Consider the following 22,494-nt stretch of genomic DNA (forward strand, 5'->3'; position numbering starts at 1 on the left):
AATAATAATTCTATTTTATCCTATATTGAGCAAAAACCCTAGCGACCAAATTTACTGATATCTTCAGCAGTTGCGCCATCATTACATTCCCCGCGAATTTCCCCGCGTTCATTCTCAATGTAACGGCTTAATTCAATATAACCTTGTCTACAGTAGCCGGTCATTACAATCGTTTTGTTTAAACCTACTTGCACTTGTTGGGTCCACAGCTCAAGAAACTCTTCTTTTTCACGCATCTCTTGAGCATAGCTTCGCGCATCTTGCATACGTCGATCGATACGTTGTTGATGAGCAGGTTCATCACTAATATTTCTATCGGAGGCGGTGGCAAGCTTAGCCTGATAAACAAACAATTTAATCCCATCGCCTTTGATTTGAGTGTTAAATTTATCTTTGAATTGACCCGCAAACTCCATAGGGTCAATCGCTTTAGCACTGCAACCTGCCAGTAGAATGAATAATATATTGAATGCGATAGATTTAATCACTTAAAATCCTTTGTAAAAAATGAAATGTAGCAGCAATTTATCAGAGATTGGGTAATAACAATAACACGAGTATTTTACAAAAGGCCGATGCTCAATAGGAATGAGGTCCGGTTATGTTTTAGCATAATTGTCATTGAGGTAATTCATTATTGCCTTAGACTCATATAACCATTCTGTTTTGCCATCGTTATTAATTTTCAAACAAGGTACTTGTAATTTACCACCTTGAATCGATAACACTTGTTTGTTGTTGTCCTGTTTTGCATCAACCAAGGCGATATTTAAGTTTTGACGACGCATTTCTCGACGTACTTTTACACAAAAAGGGCAGGCATTATACTGATATAGAGACAAATTTTGTGTCTGCATATCAATTTTAGCTTGTTCAGACTCAGGGCGTTGACGTTTTTTAGGGCTAAAAATGAAATTTAACAATAGAATTATCCGACCTAAAATCCAGCGTACTACAAACATAATTACCTCTTCATTGTTGAAATATAAGTTTACTGATTTTCAGTAAACGCCAATGTTACTTTATCTCATGCTGCTTATAAACAATTGTCTTAGCTATCTTGTGCTATTTAGTTTGCTTGTAACTCAAGTTGTACTTCTGCTAATTTTTGTTTTGAATTAATTCTACTTTCCATAACATAGACCCGATGAGCTTCAATGTTTGCGTTCTCAACCAAGAATGATTTAACCGTTTTAGCCCTAAGCTGGGCAAGTTTACCTAATTCACTTGGGGCAACAACATGGGCACTTTTTATTGTGTTGTATAAAACAATATGCAAACGGGTATTGAGGTCATTTTCTGTTAAGGGAATATCCGGGTATTTGGCAGTATTGTCATCAATAATGGACTGCTTAATTGCCATAGAATCTTGTGCTAACTCTTGCTCGAAAAGTGTATAAAGTGCTTCTGTGATTGGCCCTGAAAGTGGAAACTGGCTGGCTGATAAATCAGCTGGTAATTGGTCAATGGGTATCTGTGCTGTATTGGCCAGTTTTAGATGCAAGGCTTGTTTGGCCAGTGCTTGGCTATCATTAATAGCATCGACTTCACCTTTAACATTAACAATCAGTAACGGTCTATCTAATAATGCATCAGCTAATGTCATTAAGTGTTTAGTCTGTGTATTGCTTAGTTCTGCATTACCATAATCAAAACTGACTTTATTCAACGGTTCGTCTGAGCCAATTAAGTTCGCAAGTAAACTAAAAGGAGCCGTAACGGCTTTGGTAATGATATTACCTAAAGCACCCCAAATAACACTACCAAAGCTAAAGCTCGGTGAGCTTAAGTCTCCTTTTACATCGACGCCTAAATCGATAACGCCGTGGCGGTCTTGAAGTAAAGCAACAGCTAAAGTAATCGGTAAACTGGTAGCAAGATCGCTGTTACTAGGCTTACCTAGCTGGAGTTGGTTAATAACAACATGATTAGAACCAACTAAGACATTATTTTTTAATTGATAGTTTAAATCCAATGATATTTGACCTTTATCTATATAGTAACCCGCATAAGTGCCTGAATAGGGGTTAACAGAGGTTAACTCTACATTTTTAAAAATTAGGTTAAGGTCAAGATAAGGATTTTCAAGTAATGGGTTAATTTCACCTTTTAATATTACTGGGGCATATTTATCTATTTTCCCCGCTAAATCTACCGACGCTATCGTTTGTGGATTATTAGATAGTTGGTTAATTTGACCATTCAACAGTTCAATTCCAGATGCAAAATTTGGCGTTAATGAATTATCGGCAAAAAATGCTGAGCTGTTTTTTAATGTAATACGATTAATGGCAATTTTGGGGCTCACACTGTCTTCTTGGTCAAGCTCCGCTAACTGTTTGTTTTGCTTTGGCTCAACTACATCGTCATTACTATCAACTTGCGTGGTCATAGCAGGCTGCTTTAATAAGTTTGAAATATTGGTGCTTCTGTCTTTTGCAATAATGATACGAGAATACAATTGATCAAATAAAATTTCATCTATATCTATCTGGCTTTGTTGTCTATCGAACTCTAATTGGTTTATAGACATTTTTTGCCAACTAATCAATGTCTTTTGATGTAAATTGTCTTTAATATCAAGGTTATCAATCCAAGCCTGGCCTTTATAGTGTAACTGTTTCCCTGTGTCTAAACTCAGCCTTCCTGTGGTATTGAAATTACCATCTTCGATGGTGACATTGATAAATTTTTCGACATAGGGTTGAAGTGAAGTCAAGGATACATTTTGATAACTAAAATCTGCATTTAATGTCTGGTCGATTAAGTTAAATATACCGACAGAACCAAGTTCGCTTTTTTGGTTAATTTTAGCCGAAAATTGGTAGTCTAATGGAATGGATAAGTCGGATTTAATTTGACCTGTTTTGAGATTTATTTGACCTATTTGCCACAAAACAACTTGGTCGCTAGCGACAGACTCGCCTAAATTAATATCATAATTGGCAATATCGACCGCGTTGAGGTTGATTATCCAAGAAGGACTAGCTTTCTCAGTTGAGGGATCAACATTGGTATTGTCGATATCAGTCAAGTTTTTGGGCATTAATAGTTTCATTAAATCTGCTCCTGTTGGAGAGATATTCAGAGCCACTTTACCTGAATTTGTTTGAAAACTGTCTATGTTGACTAGCTGAGTAGCACTATCGACTTGAATGTCATTAAGGTTTATCGCGTCAATAACAATCTTTTCTTCATTAGCATGTGAAGCAATAATGCTATTAATATTAATGTCAGTATCGGTAAGGGTAAAGTTGACTGGGGTATCCTGTTTAGGGTCAATGTTTAGTATGATTTTACTGTTGATATTCAATTTCCCTTGGGTTAACTGAATATCAAAGTGCTCATCAACAAACTGCCAATATTTAGCAATATTAAATTCAGATAAGGCAACGTTCACTTCTAATACGAAGGGAAATAGTTGTAGTTGTCCAAAGAGTTGCAGCTTGCTGCTGTATTCATCTGTGAGAGTTAAATCATACTGATTATGAATACTGGTTGCTTGATGTTCGATGTTTGCTGCAGTATCGAAATGATCGAGTGCAAAATTGATTTTCGGATACACCACTTGGCTATTACTGATCTTATCTTTAATTGAAATCGCACCCTGTTCGATAGCTATTTTAGTAATTCGTATTTGAATAGGTTTGTCGATAGACTCCTCATTTAGGGCCTCAGGATCAGAAACTGATTGAAATAAGGCAATAATATCAGAGTAATTATAACTATCTGTAGTCAGCCGCTGTATATTAATTGTGGGTTTTGTAATAGACACTTCTTCAAAAATAATGGCGAGATTGGCTAACGATTCCAGTGGTGAGATATTGATATATAATTGTTCAAACCCGATAAAAGTTTGTGTCGGTTTACTCTCTGAGACAATCAAATGTTCTACTGATAGTTCAAAGGTAAATGGATTAAAATGAATATTTTCGATTTGAGTTTCACGGCCCAACTTGTCAGAAAATAAAGGGGCCAGGTGTTGTTTAGCGACAAAAGGCATAATAATGCCAAGAATAAAACACAACAGTCCATAAACGATAAATAGGCTAACAAGACTTCTTTTAAGGAGAGGGCTAGATGAGAATTTTTTTAATGAGCTTGCCATACGATACTCTTAGGCACAAAAAACGAATAAGCTGATTTTAACTAAAAAGTACCTTAATTGAGAGGTTTTTATTGTCTATTTTACATATGGTCAGTAAATAGACTTTTAGATTATTTATGTGTAAGGTTTTATAATTAGTTGTGTTAATTTTTACAAGATCTATGATTAATTTTGTTTTTAACCGTGAGTTTTATGCTGATAATTCAAGGATGAAATATGCAAATACGTCTTGCCTCAAATACAGATTTACAGACACTCAGCCATGTTTTTGATCAATATCGTCAGTCGCGTGAACAACTCAGTGACATAAATGGTTGTTATTCATTTTTAAGTCAGCGCCTATCAGAAAATGATTCGATTATTTTTGTCGCATTAGAAGAAGGGCATTTGCTTGGTTTTATTCAATTGTATCCCTCATTTTCATCATTAATGTTAAAGCCAGTGTGGTTTTTTGATGATGCTTTTGTATTACCACAGTATCGTAGTAAAGGCATTGCCAGCCAGATGATAGCAAGAGCAAGAGTGTTAGCAACAAGTGCACAAGTTGCACTAATTAACAGGCATATGGAACAAGATTTAAAGGTATAGGTCCTAATACCTTATGACCCTCAGTATTTTACTGTTAAAATATTGCGGGATTATTGTATTTGGAGAAGTAAGATTGAATAAAAGTCTTTTTACAAACTTAATTGCAACCTTGTTTGTGTTAACTGGCTACTTTATGGTTCAGCCCATCATATTAACAATTGGACTGTTTGCCTTGTCTGGCGCGCTCACCAACTGGCTAGCTGTGTATATGCTATTTGAGAAAGTGCCTGGTTTATATGGTTCAGGTGTTGTGCCAAATCGTTTTGAAGAGTTTAAAGCGGGCATTAAACATCTGATGATGGAGCAGTTTTTCACTCAAGAAAATATAGACCGTTTTCTCTCAGTTAGTGACAGTAAAAGCATCAATTTAGCCCCTGTAATAGAAAAAGTTGATTTAACTCCATCGTTTGATGCGCTTGTTTCGACTGTTGAAAGGTCATCTCTTGGTGGAATGCTCACCATGTTTGGCGGAGTAGAGGCTTTAATGCCACTAAAAGAGCCTTTTATTGATAAAATGAAACAGTCATTAATTGAACTGTCTCAAAGTGATCAATTTAATCAAATTTTAGTGAACGAATTAGAACAACCGAATGTGATTGCTGATATTCAGGCTAAGGTCGCTAATATTGTTGACCAGCGTTTGGATGAACTAACACCTGATTTAGTTAAGCAAATTATTCAAGATATGATCAAAAAACATCTTGGGTGGTTAGTGGTTTGGGGCGGTGTATTAGGTGGAGTGATTGGTGCTATCGCTGCGTTAATTACCTAAGCTAAAATTAGTAAAGTTAATATTTTGCCCCAATGTTTTCATTAATAAACATTGGGTCAAAATGGTTATTTGTGATTGTTTGGTTATACTCAAAATATGCTCTCATCACTATTAAAAACAAAGCATGTCACATCATCAGATTAATTATTTAGAAATACCGGTCAAAAATGTTGTCAGTACGAAGGATTTTTTTATGCAGGTATTCGGCTGGCATTTTAAGGATTATGGTCCGCAATATAGCTGCTTCTTAAATGCGGGTATTGATGGTGGTTTTTTTCAATCAGATAGCCACTTCACTACCACAATAGGTTCACCTTTAATTGTCTTGTACAGCAAGTCACTAGATGAGACTCAAAGCAAAGTGACTCAGTACGGCGGGTCAATCAATAAACCTTTATTTACTTTCCCAGGAGGCAGACGATTTCACTTCCTCGATGTCAATGGCAATGAATTTGCCGTATGGTCTGAGTAATGACTATGGACGATAACCCTAGTGTTGAATGTCCCTGCATTAGGCAGTGTAGTTTAGACGATCAAGATATTTGTTTGGGGTGTCATCGTACTTTAAATGAGATTTTAGAGTGGCATTCAATGAATAACGCACAAAGGAAAAATTTAATAAATGACTTAAGTTTTCGAGCCGTTGCGAGAAAACGCAGTTTTGATTTTTAAGTTATTGTTGTTCTAGGTGAATAAAAAAGCCATCAAAAACATGATGGCTTTTTAGTATTTGCTTCCCGTTCTGAAATAAGATTAATGTTCTGCTTGATGATTTTTATCGGTTTTAGGCAAAATCATATTCATTAATATAGCGATAATACCGCATAAACTAATGCCTGTGAGACTGAAAGAGCCTATACCAAATGCCATTCCTCCAATACCAAATACCAAGGTAACAGCGACAATACTTAAGTTTCTCGGCTCTGATAAGTCGACTTGATTTCTTATTAAGGTATTCAAGCCCACCGCGGCAATTGATCCAAAAAGCAAGCACATGATCCCACCCATCACTGGAACAGGAATTGTTTGTAATAAGGCGCCTAATTTACCAACAAAAGCTAAAATGATGGCGGTAATCGCGGTCCAAGTCATAATACGAGGATCAAAACTTTTGGTTAAAGTAATCGCGCCAGTGACTTCTGAGTAGGTGGTGTTTGGAGGCCCACCAAATGCCGATGCCGCCATTGTTGCGATGCCATCACCGGCTAAAGTGCGATGCAAACCAGGCTTTTTTATATAGTCTTTAACGGTTACGTTAGATATTGCTAAGATATCTCCAATATGTTCAACGGCCGGTGCAATGGCGACGGGGATCATAAAGAGAATGGCTTGCCAATGAAACTCGGGGGCGACAAAGTTGGGCATAGATAACCATGCTGCTTGTTGTACAGGCGTGAAGTCAACCACGTCAAAAAAGAGACTTAAACTATAGCCCACTATAATCCCTGCTAATATAGGCATTAATCGGGCAACGCCTTTTGCAAAGGTCGCGACTAGAATGGTGGTTGATAGTGAGGCAAGTGAAATAATTAACGCGGTGTTGGTATTAATTAATTGGACAGAACCATCGCCCGTTTTGCCTAAAGCCATATTAACAGCCATTGGTGCTAACCCTAAGCCGATAATCATAATGACCGGACCAACAACCACCGGAGGAAGCAGTTGATGAATAAAACCCACGCCACGTATTTTGACGGTTACTCCCAATAGTACATAAATTAATCCTGAAACCATCAGCCCGCCCATAGTTGCAGGTATTCCCCATGTTTGCACACCATAAAGTATCGGGGCGATGAATGCGAAAGATGACGCTAAGAAAATAGGCACTTGACGTTTTGTGACGAGTTGAAAAAGTAGTGTGCCAATACCTGCAGTAAAGAGGGCTACACTGGTATCTAGCCCAGTAATTAAAGGCATTAATACGAGTGCACCAAAGGCCACAAATAACATTTGTGCTCCTTGGAGCGGAATTGAAAAGCGTTGCATTAGATTAACTCCATTATTTTTATTATGTCTTTGAATCGGTACAGTTAGCGTGTTTTTAGGCTTCGTTCAAATAGTGCGATCACATAAAAAAGAGTGTGATTAGACCATACTCGATAGATCTTTATTATGTTACACTTTCAGCACTTATTTTGATTGCGTTTATAACTCCCAATGCTAAAAAAATTACTCAATATTACCGTTCTTTCTCTGGCTCTTTGTCATTTACAGTTATTCGCTGTCGAGGTACCTAAGCTAGATGAAGCAGATATCATAGTTGATTCTCGCGCTAACAGTGCTCGTTCCGCGGCACTTAAACAAGCGTTAGCCAGTGTGTTCTTAAAAAATTCTGGCAGCCCTAGTGTCGTGATGCACCCTATGGTTAAAGCACAGATTGACAATCCTGAAGCACTACTCATTCAGTATGGTTATAGCCAGGTTGATAGTGATCTATTACTGACGGCAAGCTTTGATCATCAACGAATTATTAGCACTTTACGCCAAGCAGACCTGCCTGTATGGGGGGCTCAACGACCTTTGACCTTATTATGGGTAACAATTGCAGAAGCTAATGATACGGTTATTTTATCTGACTCAAGCGAGAGTGCTTTACGAACTGATTTAATCGCTGAGTCAAATAATAAAGGTATTCCAGTATTGTTACCTTTGATGGATCTTGATGATCTTATGGCGGTATCCCCAACAGATGTAAAAGGCATGTTTCTAAGTCCTGTCAATATAGCATCAGCACGTTACCAAACGGATTATTTTGCTATTGCAGATATTTCAGAGACCACGAGTGCAGTAACATTTACTTTGTCTTTATTCGATAAAACACAAACGGGTTCAACACTTCAACCCTTAATTAAACAACAAGGTGAGGCAGTCAATACAGCTGCGGCATCTAAACGTATAATGGCTTTATTAGCTGATTATTATATTAGCCAATATGCTATTGCATCTTCAGGTAATAACCTTGAAACGCATGTGAGTTTTACCGGTGTGACACACATGAAACAACTGGTAGAAATTGAAAAGTATTTGCAGCAACTCAGTGCCGTGAAAGAGATTTTAATCAGCCAATTCCAAAATGAAACAGTGACTTACCAGTTGTCATTATTCAGTAGTGTTGAAGATCTACAACGATTATTAAGTATTGATAATCGTTTAAGCAAAATAGATACAATGGGCAATGTGAATTCCTACCTTGAGCCGAAATCGAACGATAAGTCAACGTTAACCTATCAATGGCAGGGGCAATAACCCCAGTGATATTTTACCTGAAGGGCGCTTGTGCTATAGTAGCGTCCGCTTTATGTTTATTTTTGAGAATGTTTGAGTGACCCTATCTTCTCCGCGCCAATTATCTTTGCCCGTTTATTTACCGGATGATGAAACGTTTAATAGTTATTATCCTGCATCGGGTAATGATGAACTTATTCAAAAACTTCAGTCTTGTGCTGAAGGTAGCATGACTTCGTCTGTTTATTTGTATGGCCCGCAAAAATCAGGCCGTACCCACCTAATGCATGCGGCATGTGCACATGCAAGTGATTTAGACCGTCGTACTTTATATATACCTCTAGGTATTCATGCCAGTATTTCGCCCGCTTTATTTGAAGGTGTTGAGTCTTTAAATTTAATTTGCATTGATGACATCGATGCCATAGCAGGTCATCCTGTCTGGGAAGAAGCATTATTTCATTTGTATAATCGTATTGCTGAACAACAAGATTGTCGTTTAATTGTCAGCGCAAGTGCATCACCATCTGAAGCCCGTTTTGCTTTACCTGATTTGATTTCCCGTATGCAGTGGGGGTTAATATACCAATTGCAAGCTATGGCAGATGATGAAAAACTGTTAGCGTTACAACGCAGAGCCGCTATGCGTGGTCTGCAATTGTCTGATGAAGTAGGGCGTTTCTTACTGACTAGAATGGCACGAGATTTACGCACACTGTTTGATGTATTAGACAAGTTAGATAAAGCATCTATGGTACATCAACGTAAATTAACCATACCTTTTATCAAAGAAATGCTTAAATTATAGCTGCTTATAAGTTGCCCTAGCTTTAAGGCTAGGGCAAAAATTCAAAATCTGCGTTTGTCTAAGTCTATTTGATCCGTCCGCTTAATCCTATTATCTATGTTGCTCGCCACTTAATTCTAAGGGTCTATCCTCTAATGCTTTTATCTCGGTTGATTGGCTCACCTTTTGCGGTGAACTCGCACCCGTTGGATTAACCACTAAGTTTTCTGTCCACGATTTACCGGGGGTTAATTGCAACGGATTCGGTAGACTGTTAATAAGGTTTTGACTTGCCACTTCTGGCATTATTTCATCAATAACATATTGGGCACGTATTTTAATATTGGCATCGCCAATACGACCGCGTTGACCCCACTCGACAGTAATATTAGAACCCGTTGCATTTTCTGGTTTGTCAGTAACGGCGACATCTCTCAACATATTATAGCGATAGCTCATAAAAGCTTCTTCAAACAGCATAGCAGCATCTTCTCGATTTGAGGAATAGTTGTAATAGTCGGATGCATTGTCTTGACTAAAGAAGTTAGTAATATCGCTTGGTAGGTATGACTTTTGAGTGTCATTAGCGGTTTGGCCCTTAAAGCTTACAGTACCCAGTGAATACATTTCGCTGCTTTGTAATGGGAAGCGTATTGCGAGTTGATCAGACACTAAAGCATTACTACTCGAACGTCTGTTGAAATCCTCTAATAAAGTTGGCCCTTGAAGTGTACTGTGTGTACTGCGCGGAAAAAAGTCATTAGCATGGGCTAACTCGTGATATAGCAAGGAGGAAAGTCTAGGGGTAAAATCAGCAACTGAGCGGTTTGTTCGGGTTTCATATGGGTAAGATGCATAAGCATACTGATTATTTTTCACATATCGCCATGGCATTAAAAACTGTAAATCATTACCAAAATTACTACGGTAATCTGGAGCTTCATTAATGGTATCGCGCTCAGCAGCTGTTAACCAAAGATTGTCGGGATCTAAGTATATAGCCCCGGTAACTACCCAATAAAAAGAGGGCCGCACATCATAACTAATGATAATAGCGGTAACAGATTGTAATAATGTAATGAAGTCACTATTAGGGTCTTGCTGCTGCAAAAACTGTTCAAAATTCTTCCCCATCCAATCATGAGATACCACAACTCTATCCATCACATTAGCAATAGAGGGGGAGCTTGTTTGCTGTCCAATTAAAGGTAGTTGATTAATACGGCAACTATTATCAAGTTTATTTGAGTAAACGCATTTAGGTAAAATAGCAGCATATGATGAATTAGGCTTATAGACATACGTGCGTGCCACCGGCTCATCAAAATAGGGAGAAGTGATCCCAGCTTCATTGGTAATTAAGATGTGGACATCATCGGTTAATGTTTGCCCATTCAGTTCGGCTGTAGCCCTAAGAGATACAATGCTGTCTTTATTGACAATAGGAGCAATGAATAATGGCCGTTCAGTTTTTGTTAGGTCTAAACTAATCAGATTATCTGAGTAAGCACACCATTTTACATTAGTCGGCATTTGACCATTAATGGACGCTAATCTCACGCTAACACCATTGCCTTCAACGACTTGATGATCAGCATTTACGGATAATGATATTTGTTGAGCATTCGTGACATTAATGGTGATCAATTGATTAATATCAATACCAGGACCTGATATTGTCACTTTAAATTGGTATTCACCGGTATTGGATGGTGTAAAATTAAGTATGGGAGAGGAGTTATTGGCTAGAGATAAAGCTGTACCGGCCATTTGCTGCCATTTAAAAACTAAGCCACTTGAGTCTTTATTCGTTAGTTTAGTAATAATTGCCCCTGGTTGGTTTACTTGATAACTAGTCTCAAGCAAAAACTCAAGGTTATCGCTACCTGTTACAGTGCTCCACTCTAAAGGCTGACTGCAGGCTGTAACAGGCAGTGTATTGTCGGGGACAGCAGGCGTCGGTGCTGAGTCGCTGCTACCTCCACATCCGGTTATTATGCTGGTTGAAATAAGGAGCGTAAGAATACTGCGACTGAAAGCCATTATTTAATCCCTTCTGCAATTATTTACTGACTATATCATGTGTTTTTTGCATGCGAAAGAATAAAAAAGCGCCAATTGGCGCTTTTAAAAGTGAAACATTTAATAATAAAAATAAACAATAAAATTAATTTAAATCAGATTGTTAATCTTTTTGTTGTGATTTTTTCTTTAAGCCAAGCCCCAGTTCTCTGCCTCTTATTCTGGCATAAAATGGAAAGCCAATTAACAAGGCACAAATAAGCGCAGACTCTATAATGGCAAACACAAGCGCGTCTTCAGTCACATAGACTAAGGTTAATCCGTGAAGCAGATACAGACACAGAATAAAACTCGCCCAGGCGTAAGTGTATGGATTACCTTGGATAACACCTTTTAATGGCATCAATAATGGGATGATCCACATTAAATTAAATATTAATGAATAAGATCCTTGCACACCTTGTTGTACAAACCATCCAGTAAGCAATAATACCAGTGCAATATAACCTATACGACAAAGCTGAAATAAGCTGTTAGTTTTCATTAATAATTTACTCTATGATTGCCAAAACATTTTCAGGAGGACGACCGATAGCTGCTTTACCATTTGATAACACTATTGGTCGCTCAATTAATTTTGGTGTATTGACCATGGCTTCAATAAGTTGCACTTCCGTGAGATTGACATTATCTAGGCCTAATTCTTTATACTCACTTTCTTTGGTTCGCATCAATTGACGAGCGCTTAAACCAAGTAGCGACAGTATGTGGCTAATTTCATCTTCTGAGGGCGTATTTTTTAAATACTCAATGACATTTATTTGATTCGACCTAGTTTGAATCAATGCTAAGGCCTCACGGCTTTTTGAACAACGTGGATTATGTAAAATAGTAATTTTAGTCATAGTATTAGCTTTCTTTTTATTTCAGTATAAAAGTTATTTGAATTGCTCTAGATTGCGTTCCGCATCTCTAAATTGACGTATTCTAGCTTCAATTCTGGCAATTTGCAGCGGCTGACCTTCAGAGTATCTATATGCGTAGTTTAATTGATCAATCGCGCCAGGGTAATCCGCCACTAATGCCATTACCTCTGCATTAGCATAATATTCTAGTGCTTTGTTTCCCATTTTTTTATAGGCATCATTTAACAATTGATAGGAAAGTATATTTTGCTTATCGAAAAAAATGAGATCTTCCAACAACGGGATAGCTAGCTTGGGCGCTCCTGACTCAACATAAATGTGGGCCAAATTAGTATTAATAACCTGAGAGGTCGGCTTTAATTTTCGCTGGTCTTGCAATAGTGTAATAGCTTCATCAAAGGCTTTACGTTCGGCTAGTAAATCGGTTTTTGTATCGATATAAAATAAATTATTGACATCTGTTTGGCGCAACTCATCAATTATGGCCTCTGCTTCAGCAAATTTCTTCAAGCGAAACAGTGCCAAAGTTTTGCCATATAAAGCAGCTTCTTTGAATGCGTAAGAGTGTTTCTTTAACTGGACATTAAATAAAGATAAAGCCGCTTCATCGTTATAGCTGGAAAATCTGACCTGGATGCGAGCTTTAGCAAGCTGGTAATTTAAGTTATCTGCAATATAACGATTTGGATATTGTGCAGCCCGGTTACGTGCGTCGGTAATGCGTGATTCAGGTAATGGATGAGTGAGCAGCATTTGAGGTGGCGTTGTGGTAAAGCGGTAGCGAGTGGCCAGTTCCGCAAAGAAATTAGCAGCGCCATTCTGGTCAAATCCAGCTTCAACCAATATTTGCATGCCTATCCGATCAGCTTCCTTTTCATGCAAACGTGTGTAATTAATTTTAGCTTGAGTTGCTAAAGCCTGAGTTGTTGCTAATGCCGCCATACCAGCTTGAGGCGCAGCAATAGTCAGTAATATAGCCCCTAGTAAACCGGCAATCGTAGCGGTGGAACTTTTTTCTTGTGCTTCCAATGAACGGGCTAAATGGCGTTGGGTAACGTGGGTGATTTCATGGGCCAGTACTGAAGCGAGCTCACTTTCGGTATCTGCATTTAAAAATAAGCCAGTATGAACACCAACATGACCGCCAAAAAAAGCAAATGCGTTAATTTCATCATTACGCAGCAAGAAAAAATAGAATGGCGTTTTAACGCCTGTGGCGTGAGCAACTAATTTATTACCTAATTCAGATAAATACTGGCTTAAAACGGGGTCCGTCAAAAGGGGGGCAGATGAGCGTATGACTCGCATATAAGCATCGCCATAAACCATTTCTTTCTCAAGACTGAAGGTATTGACCGCGGCAGTACCAAGATCTGGTAAGTCGTTGTTGGCAAAACTGCTGGTAATATTCGCTGTAAATAGTGCAGCAGCAACACTGCCGGCGATGAAAGTTTTGCTCATTTTGCTGAATGATTTGGTGGTGAAAGTAATTTTAGCCAAACGACACCCTTTAATCTGATTAATTAGTAGAGAAAAACGCGTAAGAGTTTACTCTGTTAGCTTGTGGTTTACTATGCAACTAAGGATAATAGCTTTAGTTTATTTAACGTAAATTCCCTATGAAACTGATAGATTTAACCGCTTATCGATGCCCATATCCATTAGTGCAGATAAAACTGTTATTGAAGCAATTACCGCAAGGTGAAACGTTAAAGGTTTTACTGTCTGACCCAGGTTCCTGCAAAGATGTTCCCACATGGGCTAAAAAAAGTGGATATCAGGTCAGTCTATTGCAACAAGATAAAAGCATTATGGCAATTAATATCACTAAATAGCGCGGTATTAGGTTAATTTTCTTTCATTTATACAAGGTTTTGCAATGTTATCGTTTTTAAAAGATTGGTACCAAACTCGTTTTAGTGACCCACAAGCAATAACATTAGTGTTTATTTTGATGGGTATTGCGCTGACAATATATTTTGGCGCGGAACTATTGGCGCCTTTACTTGTTGCATTGGTATTAGCATTTTTACTAGAGTGGCCTGTGGCTCAAATGTCAAAGCTGGGCATTAATCGTACCGCTGGGGCTTCAATTGTGTTGGTGGCGTTTTTAGGGCTAATGATGCTGACATTGTTAGTACTGATGCCGAGTATTTGGCGCCAAGGGGTCAGTTTAGTCACAGATTTACCCAGCATGCTGGACAAGGGCATGATTGTCGTAAAAGATTTAAGCGATAAGTATCCGCAGTTTATTAGTGCTGAACAAATAGATGCTTCACTTAACGAATTCAAAAAATTGCTCGATACTGAACACTTATTGGATTTTGCTAAACAAATACTGGGTATTTCAGCATCTGTACTAGTATTAATGGTTTACGTTATCTTAGTCCCTTTGCTTGTGTTTTTCTTTTTAAAGGATAAAGAGGAACTGATTGCCAGTAGTAAACGATTTTTCCCTGCTAATCGTGGTTTAGCAAGTAAAGTATGGTACGAAATGGATCAGCAGATATTTAATTATATCCGTGGCAAAGTGATTGAAATTATCATCGTTGGTGTAGCCAGCTATGTGTTTTTTGCGCTAATGGGACTGAGATATTCTGCTTTGTTAGGTGTGTTAACGGGCTTGTCTGTGTTGATCCCTTATGTTGGCGCAACATTGGTGACATTACCCATAGCACTTGTGGCCTTTGTGCAATGGGGTATAGGTCCTGAGTTTGGATATTTAATGTTGGGTTACGGTATCATCCAGGCGCTAGATGGCAATGTATTGGTCCCAATTTTGTTCAGTGATGCGGTAGATTTACATCCTGTGATGATTATTGCCGCGGTTTTGGTCTTTGGTGGCTTATGGGGCGTGTGGGGTGTTTTCTTTGCTATTCCTTTAGCATCCTTGGTGAAGGCAGTGATTAATGCCTGGCCAAATAATGATAATAAGTCAGTATTCGATCCCGAATAATCTTCGACATACTTTATTAACTCTTTAAAAATGCACAATATTAAATTGTGCATTTTTAGTTAATACTGTCACTGTTTTAATGTCAGTTAACACTAAGGTTAAATCAACACCATTATCATCCTTACCACGAATGACCTCTTGCTTAGCGGTCGATTGACCAATAAAGCCGGTTGAGTCAAATTTCCCCGTAATGAGTTTACCGTTGTTGAGCGTAATCTGCACTTCATACTGATATAGGCACATTACCTCAATATAATCATGCAGATTGCAAGCAAGTATTTTAGTCATATCGTTCAGTTTCCATTGTTAAGATAAATTAATAACTGAAACGATACATTGAATTTAACCGTCTTCCATTAACGATGTTCACTTCAATCAAATATAAACGGTCAAAGTCTTCAGTATGTTCTGTATGGCTATCTTCTGAGGTTTGATTTAATTTGTCAGCTAAAAGCGCGGTAGTATTACTGTGGCCTACTATCAAATAATTGCCTGGATGCATCAGTAATTGTTCACTGAAAGCATCAAGATTACTGGGATCATACGATATCACCGAAAGATTATGATTATTCGCTGTAGGCTTTGCGGTAAGTTGAGTGCGTTGGTAATCGGTTGAGTATACTTTATCTAATGGAATATGTTGTAGCATGTGAGCAAGCCGTTCAGCACGTTGATCTCCCTGTTCAGTTAATTGAGGATCATCACCTAGTTGCTTTTCACCATGGCGAACTAATATAAAAGTCCATTTTTGAGCCGTCTGTAATTGAGCATTTCCATTGACGGTAGTTTCCCTCTGGTCTATTACCTGCTGAGTAAACCCAAGTGGACTGAAAAGCGTTAAACACAATAGAGTAAGGCAAATTGTTGTTTGGTATAAAGCACTAGATGTTGCTCGCATTGGGGAGTTCCGCAGATATTAAATAGCGTTAATACTAACATTAGTTGACTAAAGCTGGTGAAAATAAAACCAGATATAGTAAGCGTTTATTTTGTATAGCATTTGCAGCTAGCCTGCTCCGAGGCAGTAAATGTGATGAACCTGTCATGGGATTTTTGATGATCTATTTTGGGGGGAGTTAAATATTTACATTGACAAAAGCCCTGAGTAAACAGGGCTTTGAATTAGAGATTTACGCCCCGAATAATTATTCGCATCATGTAGTAGATCAGTTCTGTAAATCAATGCTGTAAACAGCAAAACCAAACTCATCTACTACATTATTGAGTTTGATCATCTTACGTTGTTGATACATAGAAACAAAAGCATCAGCCAAGGCACTATCTTGAGTTTCAAAGCGAACATCAAGAGAAACAGTTGTGCTAATCGTAGCAAAGTCCCAGTTGTTGTCTGCAGATGGATTAACTTCGCCGTAGGTTTCAGTTTCAGCAGTAATGTACTGTGCTAGTGCTTCACGGTTTGAATCTGGTAATTCCATTACAACGTAATCAGAACCCGTACCAGCAAATTTACCACCAAAAGCACGATAGTTATTTGATGCAATAATGAACTCTTTTTTAGCAAATTCAGCACCAATAAACACAGTACCTTCTTTGTCTGTATAGGATAAACCGACAATTCGATGTGCATTGGCATCGACTAATTTACAGTCGCCATCAAAGCGGGTTGGCTGAGTAACATCGATTTGATAGTTAACACCATCAATAACATCATAATTGTAAGTTCTATGTGTACTCCAATTAATCAAGTATTGCGGTGTTGTTGCTGTAGGATTAATTTGATTAAATTGATTTGCACTGCATTCCAACCAATCTTGTACCTGGGCTCCGGTGACTTTTACAGCAACCATGGTGTTAGGGTAAAGATATAAATCGGCCGCATTTTTGTAAGTTAACTCACCAGCGGCAACTTGGACATAGCTTTCAGTATCGGCAGTTGTGCTGTGACGACCACCTGCTTTGAAAGGCGCTGATGCTGAAAGTACGGGGATGTCTTTTAACGCTGGAGGTAAATTTTGTTGCACTTTTGCTATCTGAGCATCTGAAACTATTTGGACGGTAGGATCATCTTGCAACAAACTGAGGAAGCTATACATATCTGATGATGCTTTACCAATTGGCTGGTCAACGTAAGCTTTAGTATCGTCATGCTCTTTAGCAACAGCATCTCGAATTCCAAAATCTGGCTGTACTAACTCCGGGGTGTTAGCGTTTTTATCATAAATGGGTATCGACTTAGCCATTCTATCAACAATGACCCATATACCATCTTTCATTTCAAGTTTGAAATCGACTATGCCTAAGTTATCACCCCAACGACCAGGCATAACGGCAGCCACACCATTAATAGTGCCTTTTCCAATATCCGCATTTTCTAGCCCTGCAAAAGTACTTGATGGAAATACAGAATGACTATGACCAAAGGTAATTGCGTCTATACCGGCCACTTTTGATAGTGCCCAAGTAGCATTCTCGTCATCGATATCGACAGGATTAGTCGAAGATCCAACACCAGAATGCGGAATAGCAATAACAATGTCAGCACCTTCTGCTTTCATCATAGGAACAAATTTTTCAGCAGACTCAATAATCCCCATTACGGTGACTTTGCCTGTCAAATTTTGTTTGTCCCATAATAGAATTTGTGGCGGTACAAATCCGATATAGCCAATTTTAATGACTTGCTGATCGCCATTACTATCTAGCACCGTTTTTTCTTCAATAAGGTAAGGTTTAAATAAATTATCGCCTTTTTGTTTACCTTCCCAACAATCGGCTTCACATAATACATTGGCGTTGATATACGGAAAGTTTGCTCCAGAAATAGACTCATAAAGAAAATCTAAACCATAATTGAATTCATGATTACCTATATTACCGACAGAATAACCCAGCGTATTCATGGCTTTATAAGCTGGGTGGGTACCACCAATAGTGTTGTCTTGCTTGAAGTTGTTGGCGATAAAGTCACCCATTGGGCTACCTTGTAATAAATCACCATTATCCACTAATACAAAGTTGTCAGCATCGGCGCCATGACGTTTAATTAAACTTGCGGTGCGAGCGAGACCAATAGTGGCATCGTACTTTGACTTATAGTAATCATAATCCATAATATTGGCATGAAGATCAGATGTTTCTAGAACGCGAAGATTAACTTCAATGGGGTTAACCTCAGGTTGTTTATCATCATCTGAGCTACCACATGCGGACAAGCCTAGTGAACTTGCGATCATTACCGCAAGTAAATTTTTATTGTACATATTCATATTTCCTTTATGACCCCGGAGCGAACTTGCCCCTGTTTAAAACAACAAACCTATGATTAGTATTTGGTTTTTTATGTTGAAAACGTTGGAATTATAATGAAATCCAAAGAAGGTATTGTGACTTCTGCTAGGTTTTGCTGTATCAATTTGTGACATTAAGACAGTTTGTCGATTAATTGATCAAAGCTCATGATTTTGTGGAGGGGGGATATATCAATTATTCAATGGTGTTATGATTGGCAATTGATGAAATAGCTTTATTGAATTCTTGAACCTTGCTCACAACAAAAGGAGATGTAACTCATATGTGCTACATCTCCTTTTTGAAAAGTCTATATTTAGAAGATTTACTTAATCTTTTAAGTGATTAACTACGGTTTTAAAATGACTTTAACCGTGCCATCAACATCCGCTTCATCAATGTATCCAATTGCACTTGGATTTGATGCTACTGCGGCTTTCATAGCCGTTGCTGAAGATACCGTGGCAGGTGGATTACCTTTTCCAGTAAAAACTTGCTTAGACCAGAATGCTTTTAACTGCGCATCAGATTTACCCGTGACAGTACTGTGAAACTCAGCACGGGTAGCATTACCTTCATCGAGTTCATAGACTACTAATGATGTATCGCCTTTACCTAAAAATGCTTTTTTTGCATCTGAAGCTGACATGTCACCCGCAGCGGTGTTTCCAATAACAACCACACCAGCGGCGGCTGTAGAAGCAACACCCAAACTAAGCGTTAATAAGGTTAGAAACTTTTTCATATCATCGCTCCTTTAAAATACTGCGTCAAATTTGACGGTATACACAAGTGTATCATCGAAAGTGAACTGTTTTGTTAATGGATTGATGACAGCATTACCACCTAAACCGCCAGAAGTATCGCCAAAATCAGTTGCGTAAGTTAAATCAAATTTTATCGCAACATTGTCGATTGCATCCCAACGTAAACCTGCACTATATGCGGTGCGTTCCTGATTTAAGCCGATGCTTAAAGGAATTGAAAGCTGTGGTGGAAGGTTTGATCTTACGTCGTTATCCGTTGTTTCTACATACGCGATAGTAACATAAGGGGTGAAACTTTTAATACGGTATCCGAAAGTGACATATGCTGATTCAGTATCAGCCAATAAACCATCAATTTTAACCGTGGTCCATTCACCTACAGCAAGGAATGATCCATTATCATAGCTGCCACCTAAGCCGTTAAATACAGCTTTTTCGTTGTCTATAGTTAAACCATTAGCTATACCTTCTATCGAAGTCTGGCCATAAACAGCACGCAGTGTCCAAGTCATGTCTGTCCAAGACACATTACCGCCCATTATATTTGACAAATCTAAGTCAGCACCTGGAACAGTCGATTCACCCCCAAACCCCTGTAGTGTTAATGTTGAATCTTCAAGATCGAAATCATAAGAAACATCACCACCAGTGTAAGAAGAGAATGGCACTTGATCATAAACTTCGCCAGGTGGGCGAGCAAATGGTTGTGCATAACCCACATCTAAATAGTCAGAGTACATGAATAATGGCACACGTAATTTACCGCCACGTACTTTCACGCCACCGTCAAAACGGTGAGATAAATAAGCCCATTCAGCTTCAACATCCCAATCATTTTCGCCTTTCATCATTAGCTGAAGAACAGCCTGAGTTTGGTTACTGATATTAAACGTTGCTTGTAACCCCATTTTACTGTCTTGAGTAAAATCTGCGCTGCTAGTGGCATTGTTATAGCCCGCATCGTTATCAGAACTGATATATGCACCGCTAATAAATCCGTTAAAATTGAATTTATCAGTCAGATTTTTGGTTTGTTGAGCTTGTAGCGCCTGAACCTGTTGTTCTAGCTGAGCTACTTTTGCATCGGTTGCCTCATCAGCAAAAGCTGCGGCAGGAACTAATGCTACAGAAATCGCTAACGGAAGCGCTTTCAAGTAAAATTTCATAGTGTTACTCCTTTCTCATCACTCATCATACCCATCGGGTTTATTTTTATATTGCTCTATTTATATAGCTAACATTCACGTAACTAACCAATTTTTAAGCGAATAATTTACACTTTAAATTGGTTTGTTATGATTTGGAGCTGTTTACTGACATTTTGGATATCAAAACTGATCCCGCCCATGTCTTCAGTGGTGGTTTTGACTTTTTGAGCGTTTTGCTGAATATCGGCAACATATTGCTGGATCAACACTGAGGTATTGTGTTGCTCCTCTGTTGCGGCGGCAATCTGTTCATTTACAACACTAATTGCACTGACTTTTTCAGTAATACTTGTCAATGTTTTGCCGGCAAGCATAGTTGACTCAACTCCTTCGTCGGCGGTTTCAACACCATGCTGCATAGCTTGAACCGCTTTTTTAGAAGAGGTTCTTAATTCTTGCAGTACTTGTTGAATTTCTTGCGTTGACGCTTGCGTTCTAGAAGCAAGGGTTCTTACTTCATCTGCCACAACGGCAAAGCCCCGTCCTTGTTCTCCTGCTCTCGCAGCCTCAATAGCCGCGTTTAGCGCAAGAAGATTTGTTTGATCAGCAATACCCCTGATCGTATCTAAAATAGAATTAACATTATTGGTGAAAGAATCTAATTGGTTGACTAAAGTGGCTGTGGTTCTAACTTCTTCCGCTAGCCTTTTAATGGTAGACACTGCTGTATTTACCACTTGAGTACCTTTAGTCGCTTCTTTATTTGCGTTGTCTGCCTCGCTAGCCGCGTTTGCAGCATATTCAGCAATATGAGTCACACTGATAAACATTTCTCCCATTGCTTGGGAGATTAATTCAATGGCAGCGGTTTGTTCTTTGACAGTAAGTTCACTAACTTTACTGCCGTTTAATAATGTTTGTGATACAGCACTTAAGCTTTCAGTTGTTTGCTTGGTGTCCGCTATTGAAGATTGAAGTTTAGAGACGAATTGGTTAAACCAATATACTAAATCGGCAATTTCATCTTTACCGTCATATTGAATACGCGAGCGTAAATCACCTTCACCTTCAGAAATGTTACGTAAAGAATTAGTAACATTAGAAAGGGTAGTAATAATTGAGCTGTTAACTAATAAGCCAAGAATCACCATTAATACGGTGGCGACAATGCCTATCAGTAAAACGGAAGTTTGTGCACTGTTTGCATCGGTAATAGTAGACTCGATACTGTTGGTAAATTGCGATTCAAAATCAGCTTGATTAGATTTAAAATCTTTAATTAGATTTTGGTATCTTGCAGCATTGTCAGCCGCCTGGGTTTTTATTGCATTAAAATCTATGTTATCGGCTAAAAAAGCCATCACCAGTGTGTTGGCATTTTTATGATAAGTAGTGATGTCACTTTTTAATCGTTGCATATCATTCGATTCACTTGGTAATAATTGACCAATTTCATCTAAGTTTTTTATGATGGTTTTCACCATGGCGTCAACCGTTTGTAGGTTTTCTTCTTCGCCAGTCGTCACCGCAGATTGGATAATTTGTTCCAATTGGATTAACAGTCCGTCATTGACTGTCGCTAAGCTTAGCACTGGGTAGAGCCTGTTCTGTAAATTACTTAAGCGATCAGTATTGCTTGTGGTTGTCACACTGTTGATAGCGATTGAAATAATAAATGAAGCCAAAGCAACAAAAGTGAGTATGGCTATACGGTGTTTAATTTTCAGGCTAGATAGCTTCATGGCAACCCTTTTGTAGTAAATGTTTCAATTCAGTTACTTATTTTAACACATGCCATACTTAAAGGCATATGTTGATTCAATAGGCCTGTTTATCGGCAGTAATGTTGATTAACTTTAGTTATTGTTTCACTTAAATTTTTTATAAAATTTGTGGGATGGGTTTGGAGAGATAAGCAAAAGTAATGTTACGCGGTTAACTATAGT

The 22,494-nt window shown here is 38.4% G+C and carries 22 protein-coding genes; 8 read left to right on the top strand and 14 right to left on the bottom strand.

Going from position 1 to position 22,494, the window contains the following annotated elements:
* Nucleotides 1–38 precede the first annotated feature (38 nt).
* The 3 genes from FJ709_RS09135 to FJ709_RS09145 form a co-directional block, all read right to left on the bottom strand.
* On the bottom strand, nt 39–488 hold the full coding sequence (locus tag FJ709_RS09135; RefSeq protein ID WP_226415642.1) for a hypothetical protein: 450 nt from the start codon (nt 486–488) through the stop codon (nt 39–41).
* 111 nt (nt 489–599) lie between these two features.
* Nucleotides 600–962, bottom strand: coding sequence for a glutathione S-transferase N-terminal domain-containing protein (locus FJ709_RS09140; RefSeq protein ID WP_226415643.1), 363 nt, complete (start codon nt 960–962; stop codon nt 600–602).
* Nucleotides 963–1,069: 107 nt separating this feature from the next.
* Nucleotides 1,070–4,108, bottom strand: a complete 3,039-nt coding sequence (locus FJ709_RS09145) for a DUF748 domain-containing protein (protein ID WP_226415644.1) — start codon at nt 4,106–4,108, stop codon at nt 1,070–1,072.
* Between the two features lie 216 nt (nt 4,109–4,324).
* Between FJ709_RS09145 and FJ709_RS09150 the strand changes: the two genes are divergently transcribed.
* From FJ709_RS09150 to FJ709_RS09165, 4 genes are all read left to right on the top strand, one after another.
* Nucleotides 4,325–4,696, top strand: coding sequence for a GNAT family N-acetyltransferase (locus FJ709_RS09150; protein ID WP_226415645.1), 372 nt, complete (start codon nt 4,325–4,327; stop codon nt 4,694–4,696).
* A 73-nt stretch (nt 4,697–4,769) separates the two neighbouring features.
* The gene (locus FJ709_RS09155; RefSeq protein ID WP_226415646.1) at nt 4,770–5,468 is read left to right on the top strand and encodes a DUF445 domain-containing protein; all 699 of its coding nucleotides are present in this window, start codon (nt 4,770–4,772) and stop codon (nt 5,466–5,468) included.
* A gap of 124 nt (nt 5,469–5,592) precedes the next feature.
* Nucleotides 5,593–5,940 (top strand): VOC family protein, encoded by a 348-nt coding sequence (locus FJ709_RS09160; RefSeq protein WP_226415647.1) that lies wholly within the window; start codon nt 5,593–5,595, stop codon nt 5,938–5,940.
* 5 nt (nt 5,941–5,945) lie between these two features.
* Complete coding sequence (locus tag FJ709_RS09165; RefSeq protein WP_226415911.1) at nt 5,946–6,140, top strand: DUF1289 domain-containing protein; 195 nt, start codon at nt 5,946–5,948, stop codon at nt 6,138–6,140.
* A gap of 81 nt (nt 6,141–6,221) precedes the next feature.
* On the opposite strand, the gene FJ709_RS09170 is transcribed toward FJ709_RS09165, so the two are convergent.
* Complete coding sequence (locus FJ709_RS09170; protein ID WP_226415648.1) at nt 6,222–7,454, bottom strand: uracil-xanthine permease family protein; 1,233 nt, start codon at nt 7,452–7,454, stop codon at nt 6,222–6,224.
* A gap of 171 nt (nt 7,455–7,625) precedes the next feature.
* Between FJ709_RS09170 and FJ709_RS09175 the strand changes: the two genes are divergently transcribed.
* Complete coding sequence (locus FJ709_RS09175) at nt 7,626–8,714, top strand: DUF2066 domain-containing protein (protein ID WP_226415650.1); 1,089 nt, start codon at nt 7,626–7,628, stop codon at nt 8,712–8,714.
* A 76-nt stretch (nt 8,715–8,790) separates the two neighbouring features.
* The gene (hda, locus tag FJ709_RS09180; protein ID WP_226415651.1) at nt 8,791–9,501 is read left to right on the top strand and encodes a DnaA inactivator Hda; all 711 of its coding nucleotides are present in this window, start codon (nt 8,791–8,793) and stop codon (nt 9,499–9,501) included.
* A 90-nt stretch (nt 9,502–9,591) separates the two neighbouring features.
* Here the strand turns inward: hda and FJ709_RS09185 are convergent, their stop codons facing one another.
* From FJ709_RS09185 to bepA, 4 genes are all read right to left on the bottom strand, one after another.
* The gene (locus FJ709_RS09185; RefSeq protein WP_226415652.1) at nt 9,592–11,523 is read right to left on the bottom strand and encodes a hypothetical protein; all 1,932 of its coding nucleotides are present in this window, start codon (nt 11,521–11,523) and stop codon (nt 9,592–9,594) included.
* Between the two features lie 142 nt (nt 11,524–11,665).
* A complete protein-coding gene (locus tag FJ709_RS09190; protein ID WP_226415653.1) occupies nt 11,666–12,046 on the bottom strand; it encodes a DUF2069 domain-containing protein in 381 nt (126 codons plus the stop codon).
* Nucleotides 12,047–12,053: 7 nt separating this feature from the next.
* Nucleotides 12,054–12,407, bottom strand: coding sequence for an arsenate reductase (glutaredoxin) (gene arsC, locus FJ709_RS09195; protein WP_226415654.1), 354 nt, complete (start codon nt 12,405–12,407; stop codon nt 12,054–12,056).
* Between the two features lie 33 nt (nt 12,408–12,440).
* Entirely contained in the window at nt 12,441–13,889 is a 1,449-nt protein-coding gene (bepA, locus tag FJ709_RS09200) for a beta-barrel assembly-enhancing protease (RefSeq protein ID WP_226415912.1), read from the bottom strand.
* 158 nt (nt 13,890–14,047) lie between these two features.
* Between bepA and FJ709_RS09205 the strand changes: the two genes are divergently transcribed.
* Nucleotides 14,048–14,263 (top strand): sulfurtransferase TusA family protein, encoded by a 216-nt coding sequence (locus FJ709_RS09205; protein WP_226415655.1) that lies wholly within the window; start codon nt 14,048–14,050, stop codon nt 14,261–14,263.
* Nucleotides 14,264–14,307: 44 nt separating this feature from the next.
* Entirely contained in the window at nt 14,308–15,384 is a 1,077-nt protein-coding gene (locus FJ709_RS09210; RefSeq protein WP_226415656.1) for an AI-2E family transporter, read from the top strand.
* 24 nt (nt 15,385–15,408) lie between these two features.
* Here FJ709_RS09210 and FJ709_RS09215 read toward each other — a convergent pair whose 3' ends face one another.
* From FJ709_RS09215 to FJ709_RS09240, 6 genes are all read right to left on the bottom strand, one after another.
* Nucleotides 15,409–15,672: a Rho-binding antiterminator gene (locus FJ709_RS09215; protein WP_226415657.1), complete on the bottom strand. Its 264-nt coding sequence runs from the start codon at nt 15,670–15,672 to the stop codon at nt 15,409–15,411.
* 28 nt (nt 15,673–15,700) lie between these two features.
* Complete coding sequence (locus FJ709_RS09220; protein ID WP_226415658.1) at nt 15,701–16,282, bottom strand: histidine phosphatase family protein; 582 nt, start codon at nt 16,280–16,282, stop codon at nt 15,701–15,703.
* A 268-nt stretch (nt 16,283–16,550) separates the two neighbouring features.
* Nucleotides 16,551–18,605 (bottom strand): bifunctional 2',3'-cyclic-nucleotide 2'-phosphodiesterase/3'-nucleotidase, encoded by a 2,055-nt coding sequence (locus tag FJ709_RS09225; RefSeq protein WP_226415659.1) that lies wholly within the window; start codon nt 18,603–18,605, stop codon nt 16,551–16,553.
* Between the two features lie 377 nt (nt 18,606–18,982).
* A complete protein-coding gene (locus FJ709_RS09230) occupies nt 18,983–19,378 on the bottom strand; it encodes a type 2 periplasmic-binding domain-containing protein (RefSeq protein WP_226415660.1) in 396 nt (131 codons plus the stop codon).
* A 12-nt stretch (nt 19,379–19,390) separates the two neighbouring features.
* Nucleotides 19,391–20,566 carry a porin family protein gene (locus FJ709_RS09235; RefSeq protein ID WP_226415661.1) on the bottom strand — a complete coding sequence of 392 codons (1,176 nt, stop codon included), beginning with the start codon at nt 20,564–20,566 and terminating at the stop codon, nt 19,391–19,393.
* A 107-nt stretch (nt 20,567–20,673) separates the two neighbouring features.
* Nucleotides 20,674–22,290: a methyl-accepting chemotaxis protein gene (locus FJ709_RS09240; RefSeq protein WP_226415662.1), complete on the bottom strand. Its 1,617-nt coding sequence runs from the start codon at nt 22,288–22,290 to the stop codon at nt 20,674–20,676.
* Nucleotides 22,291–22,494 lie beyond the last annotated feature (204 nt).

This window comes from Shewanella glacialimarina (genome assembly GCF_020511155.1).
In the GTDB taxonomy this organism is placed as follows: Bacteria; Pseudomonadota; Gammaproteobacteria; order Enterobacterales; family Shewanellaceae; genus Shewanella; species Shewanella glacialimarina.

What these genes read in the sequence shown, in the direction of transcription:
- FJ709_RS09150 (WP_226415645.1), top strand. Translation starts at nt 4,325, where the DNA reads ATGCAAATACGTCTTGCCTCAAATACAGATTTACAGACACTCAGCCAT.
- FJ709_RS09145 (WP_226415644.1), bottom strand. Translation starts at nt 4,108, where the DNA reads ATGGCAAGCTCATTAAAAAAATTCTCATCTAGCCCTCTCCTTAAAAGA.
- FJ709_RS09190 (WP_226415653.1), bottom strand. Translation starts at nt 12,046, where the DNA reads ATGAAAACTAACAGCTTATTTCAGCTTTGTCGTATAGGTTATATTGCA.
- FJ709_RS09160 (WP_226415647.1), top strand. Translation starts at nt 5,593, where the DNA reads ATGTCACATCATCAGATTAATTATTTAGAAATACCGGTCAAAAATGTT.
- FJ709_RS09205 (WP_226415655.1), top strand. Translation starts at nt 14,048, where the DNA reads ATGAAACTGATAGATTTAACCGCTTATCGATGCCCATATCCATTAGTG.
- FJ709_RS09175 (WP_226415650.1), top strand. Translation starts at nt 7,626, where the DNA reads ATGCTAAAAAAATTACTCAATATTACCGTTCTTTCTCTGGCTCTTTGT.
- FJ709_RS09220 (WP_226415658.1), bottom strand. Translation starts at nt 16,282, where the DNA reads ATGCGAGCAACATCTAGTGCTTTATACCAAACAACAATTTGCCTTACT.
- FJ709_RS09165 (WP_226415911.1), top strand. Translation starts at nt 5,946, where the DNA reads ATGGACGATAACCCTAGTGTTGAATGTCCCTGCATTAGGCAGTGTAGT.
- FJ709_RS09230 (WP_226415660.1), bottom strand. Translation starts at nt 19,378, where the DNA reads ATGAAAAAGTTTCTAACCTTATTAACGCTTAGTTTGGGTGTTGCTTCT.
- FJ709_RS09240 (WP_226415662.1), bottom strand. Translation starts at nt 22,290, where the DNA reads ATGAAGCTATCTAGCCTGAAAATTAAACACCGTATAGCCATACTCACT.
- FJ709_RS09215 (WP_226415657.1), bottom strand. Translation starts at nt 15,672, where the DNA reads ATGACTAAAATACTTGCTTGCAATCTGCATGATTATATTGAGGTAATG.
- FJ709_RS09140 (WP_226415643.1), bottom strand. Translation starts at nt 962, where the DNA reads ATGTTTGTAGTACGCTGGATTTTAGGTCGGATAATTCTATTGTTAAAT.
- FJ709_RS09210 (WP_226415656.1), top strand. Translation starts at nt 14,308, where the DNA reads ATGTTATCGTTTTTAAAAGATTGGTACCAAACTCGTTTTAGTGACCCA.
- FJ709_RS09185 (WP_226415652.1), bottom strand. Translation starts at nt 11,523, where the DNA reads ATGGCTTTCAGTCGCAGTATTCTTACGCTCCTTATTTCAACCAGCATA.
- FJ709_RS09170 (WP_226415648.1), bottom strand. Translation starts at nt 7,454, where the DNA reads ATGCAACGCTTTTCAATTCCGCTCCAAGGAGCACAAATGTTATTTGTG.
- bepA (WP_226415912.1), bottom strand. Translation starts at nt 13,889, where the DNA reads ATGAGCAAAACTTTCATCGCCGGCAGTGTTGCTGCTGCACTATTTACA.
- FJ709_RS09225 (WP_226415659.1), bottom strand. Translation starts at nt 18,605, where the DNA reads ATGTACAATAAAAATTTACTTGCGGTAATGATCGCAAGTTCACTAGGC.
- FJ709_RS09235 (WP_226415661.1), bottom strand. Translation starts at nt 20,566, where the DNA reads ATGAAATTTTACTTGAAAGCGCTTCCGTTAGCGATTTCTGTAGCATTA.
- arsC (WP_226415654.1), bottom strand. Translation starts at nt 12,407, where the DNA reads ATGACTAAAATTACTATTTTACATAATCCACGTTGTTCAAAAAGCCGT.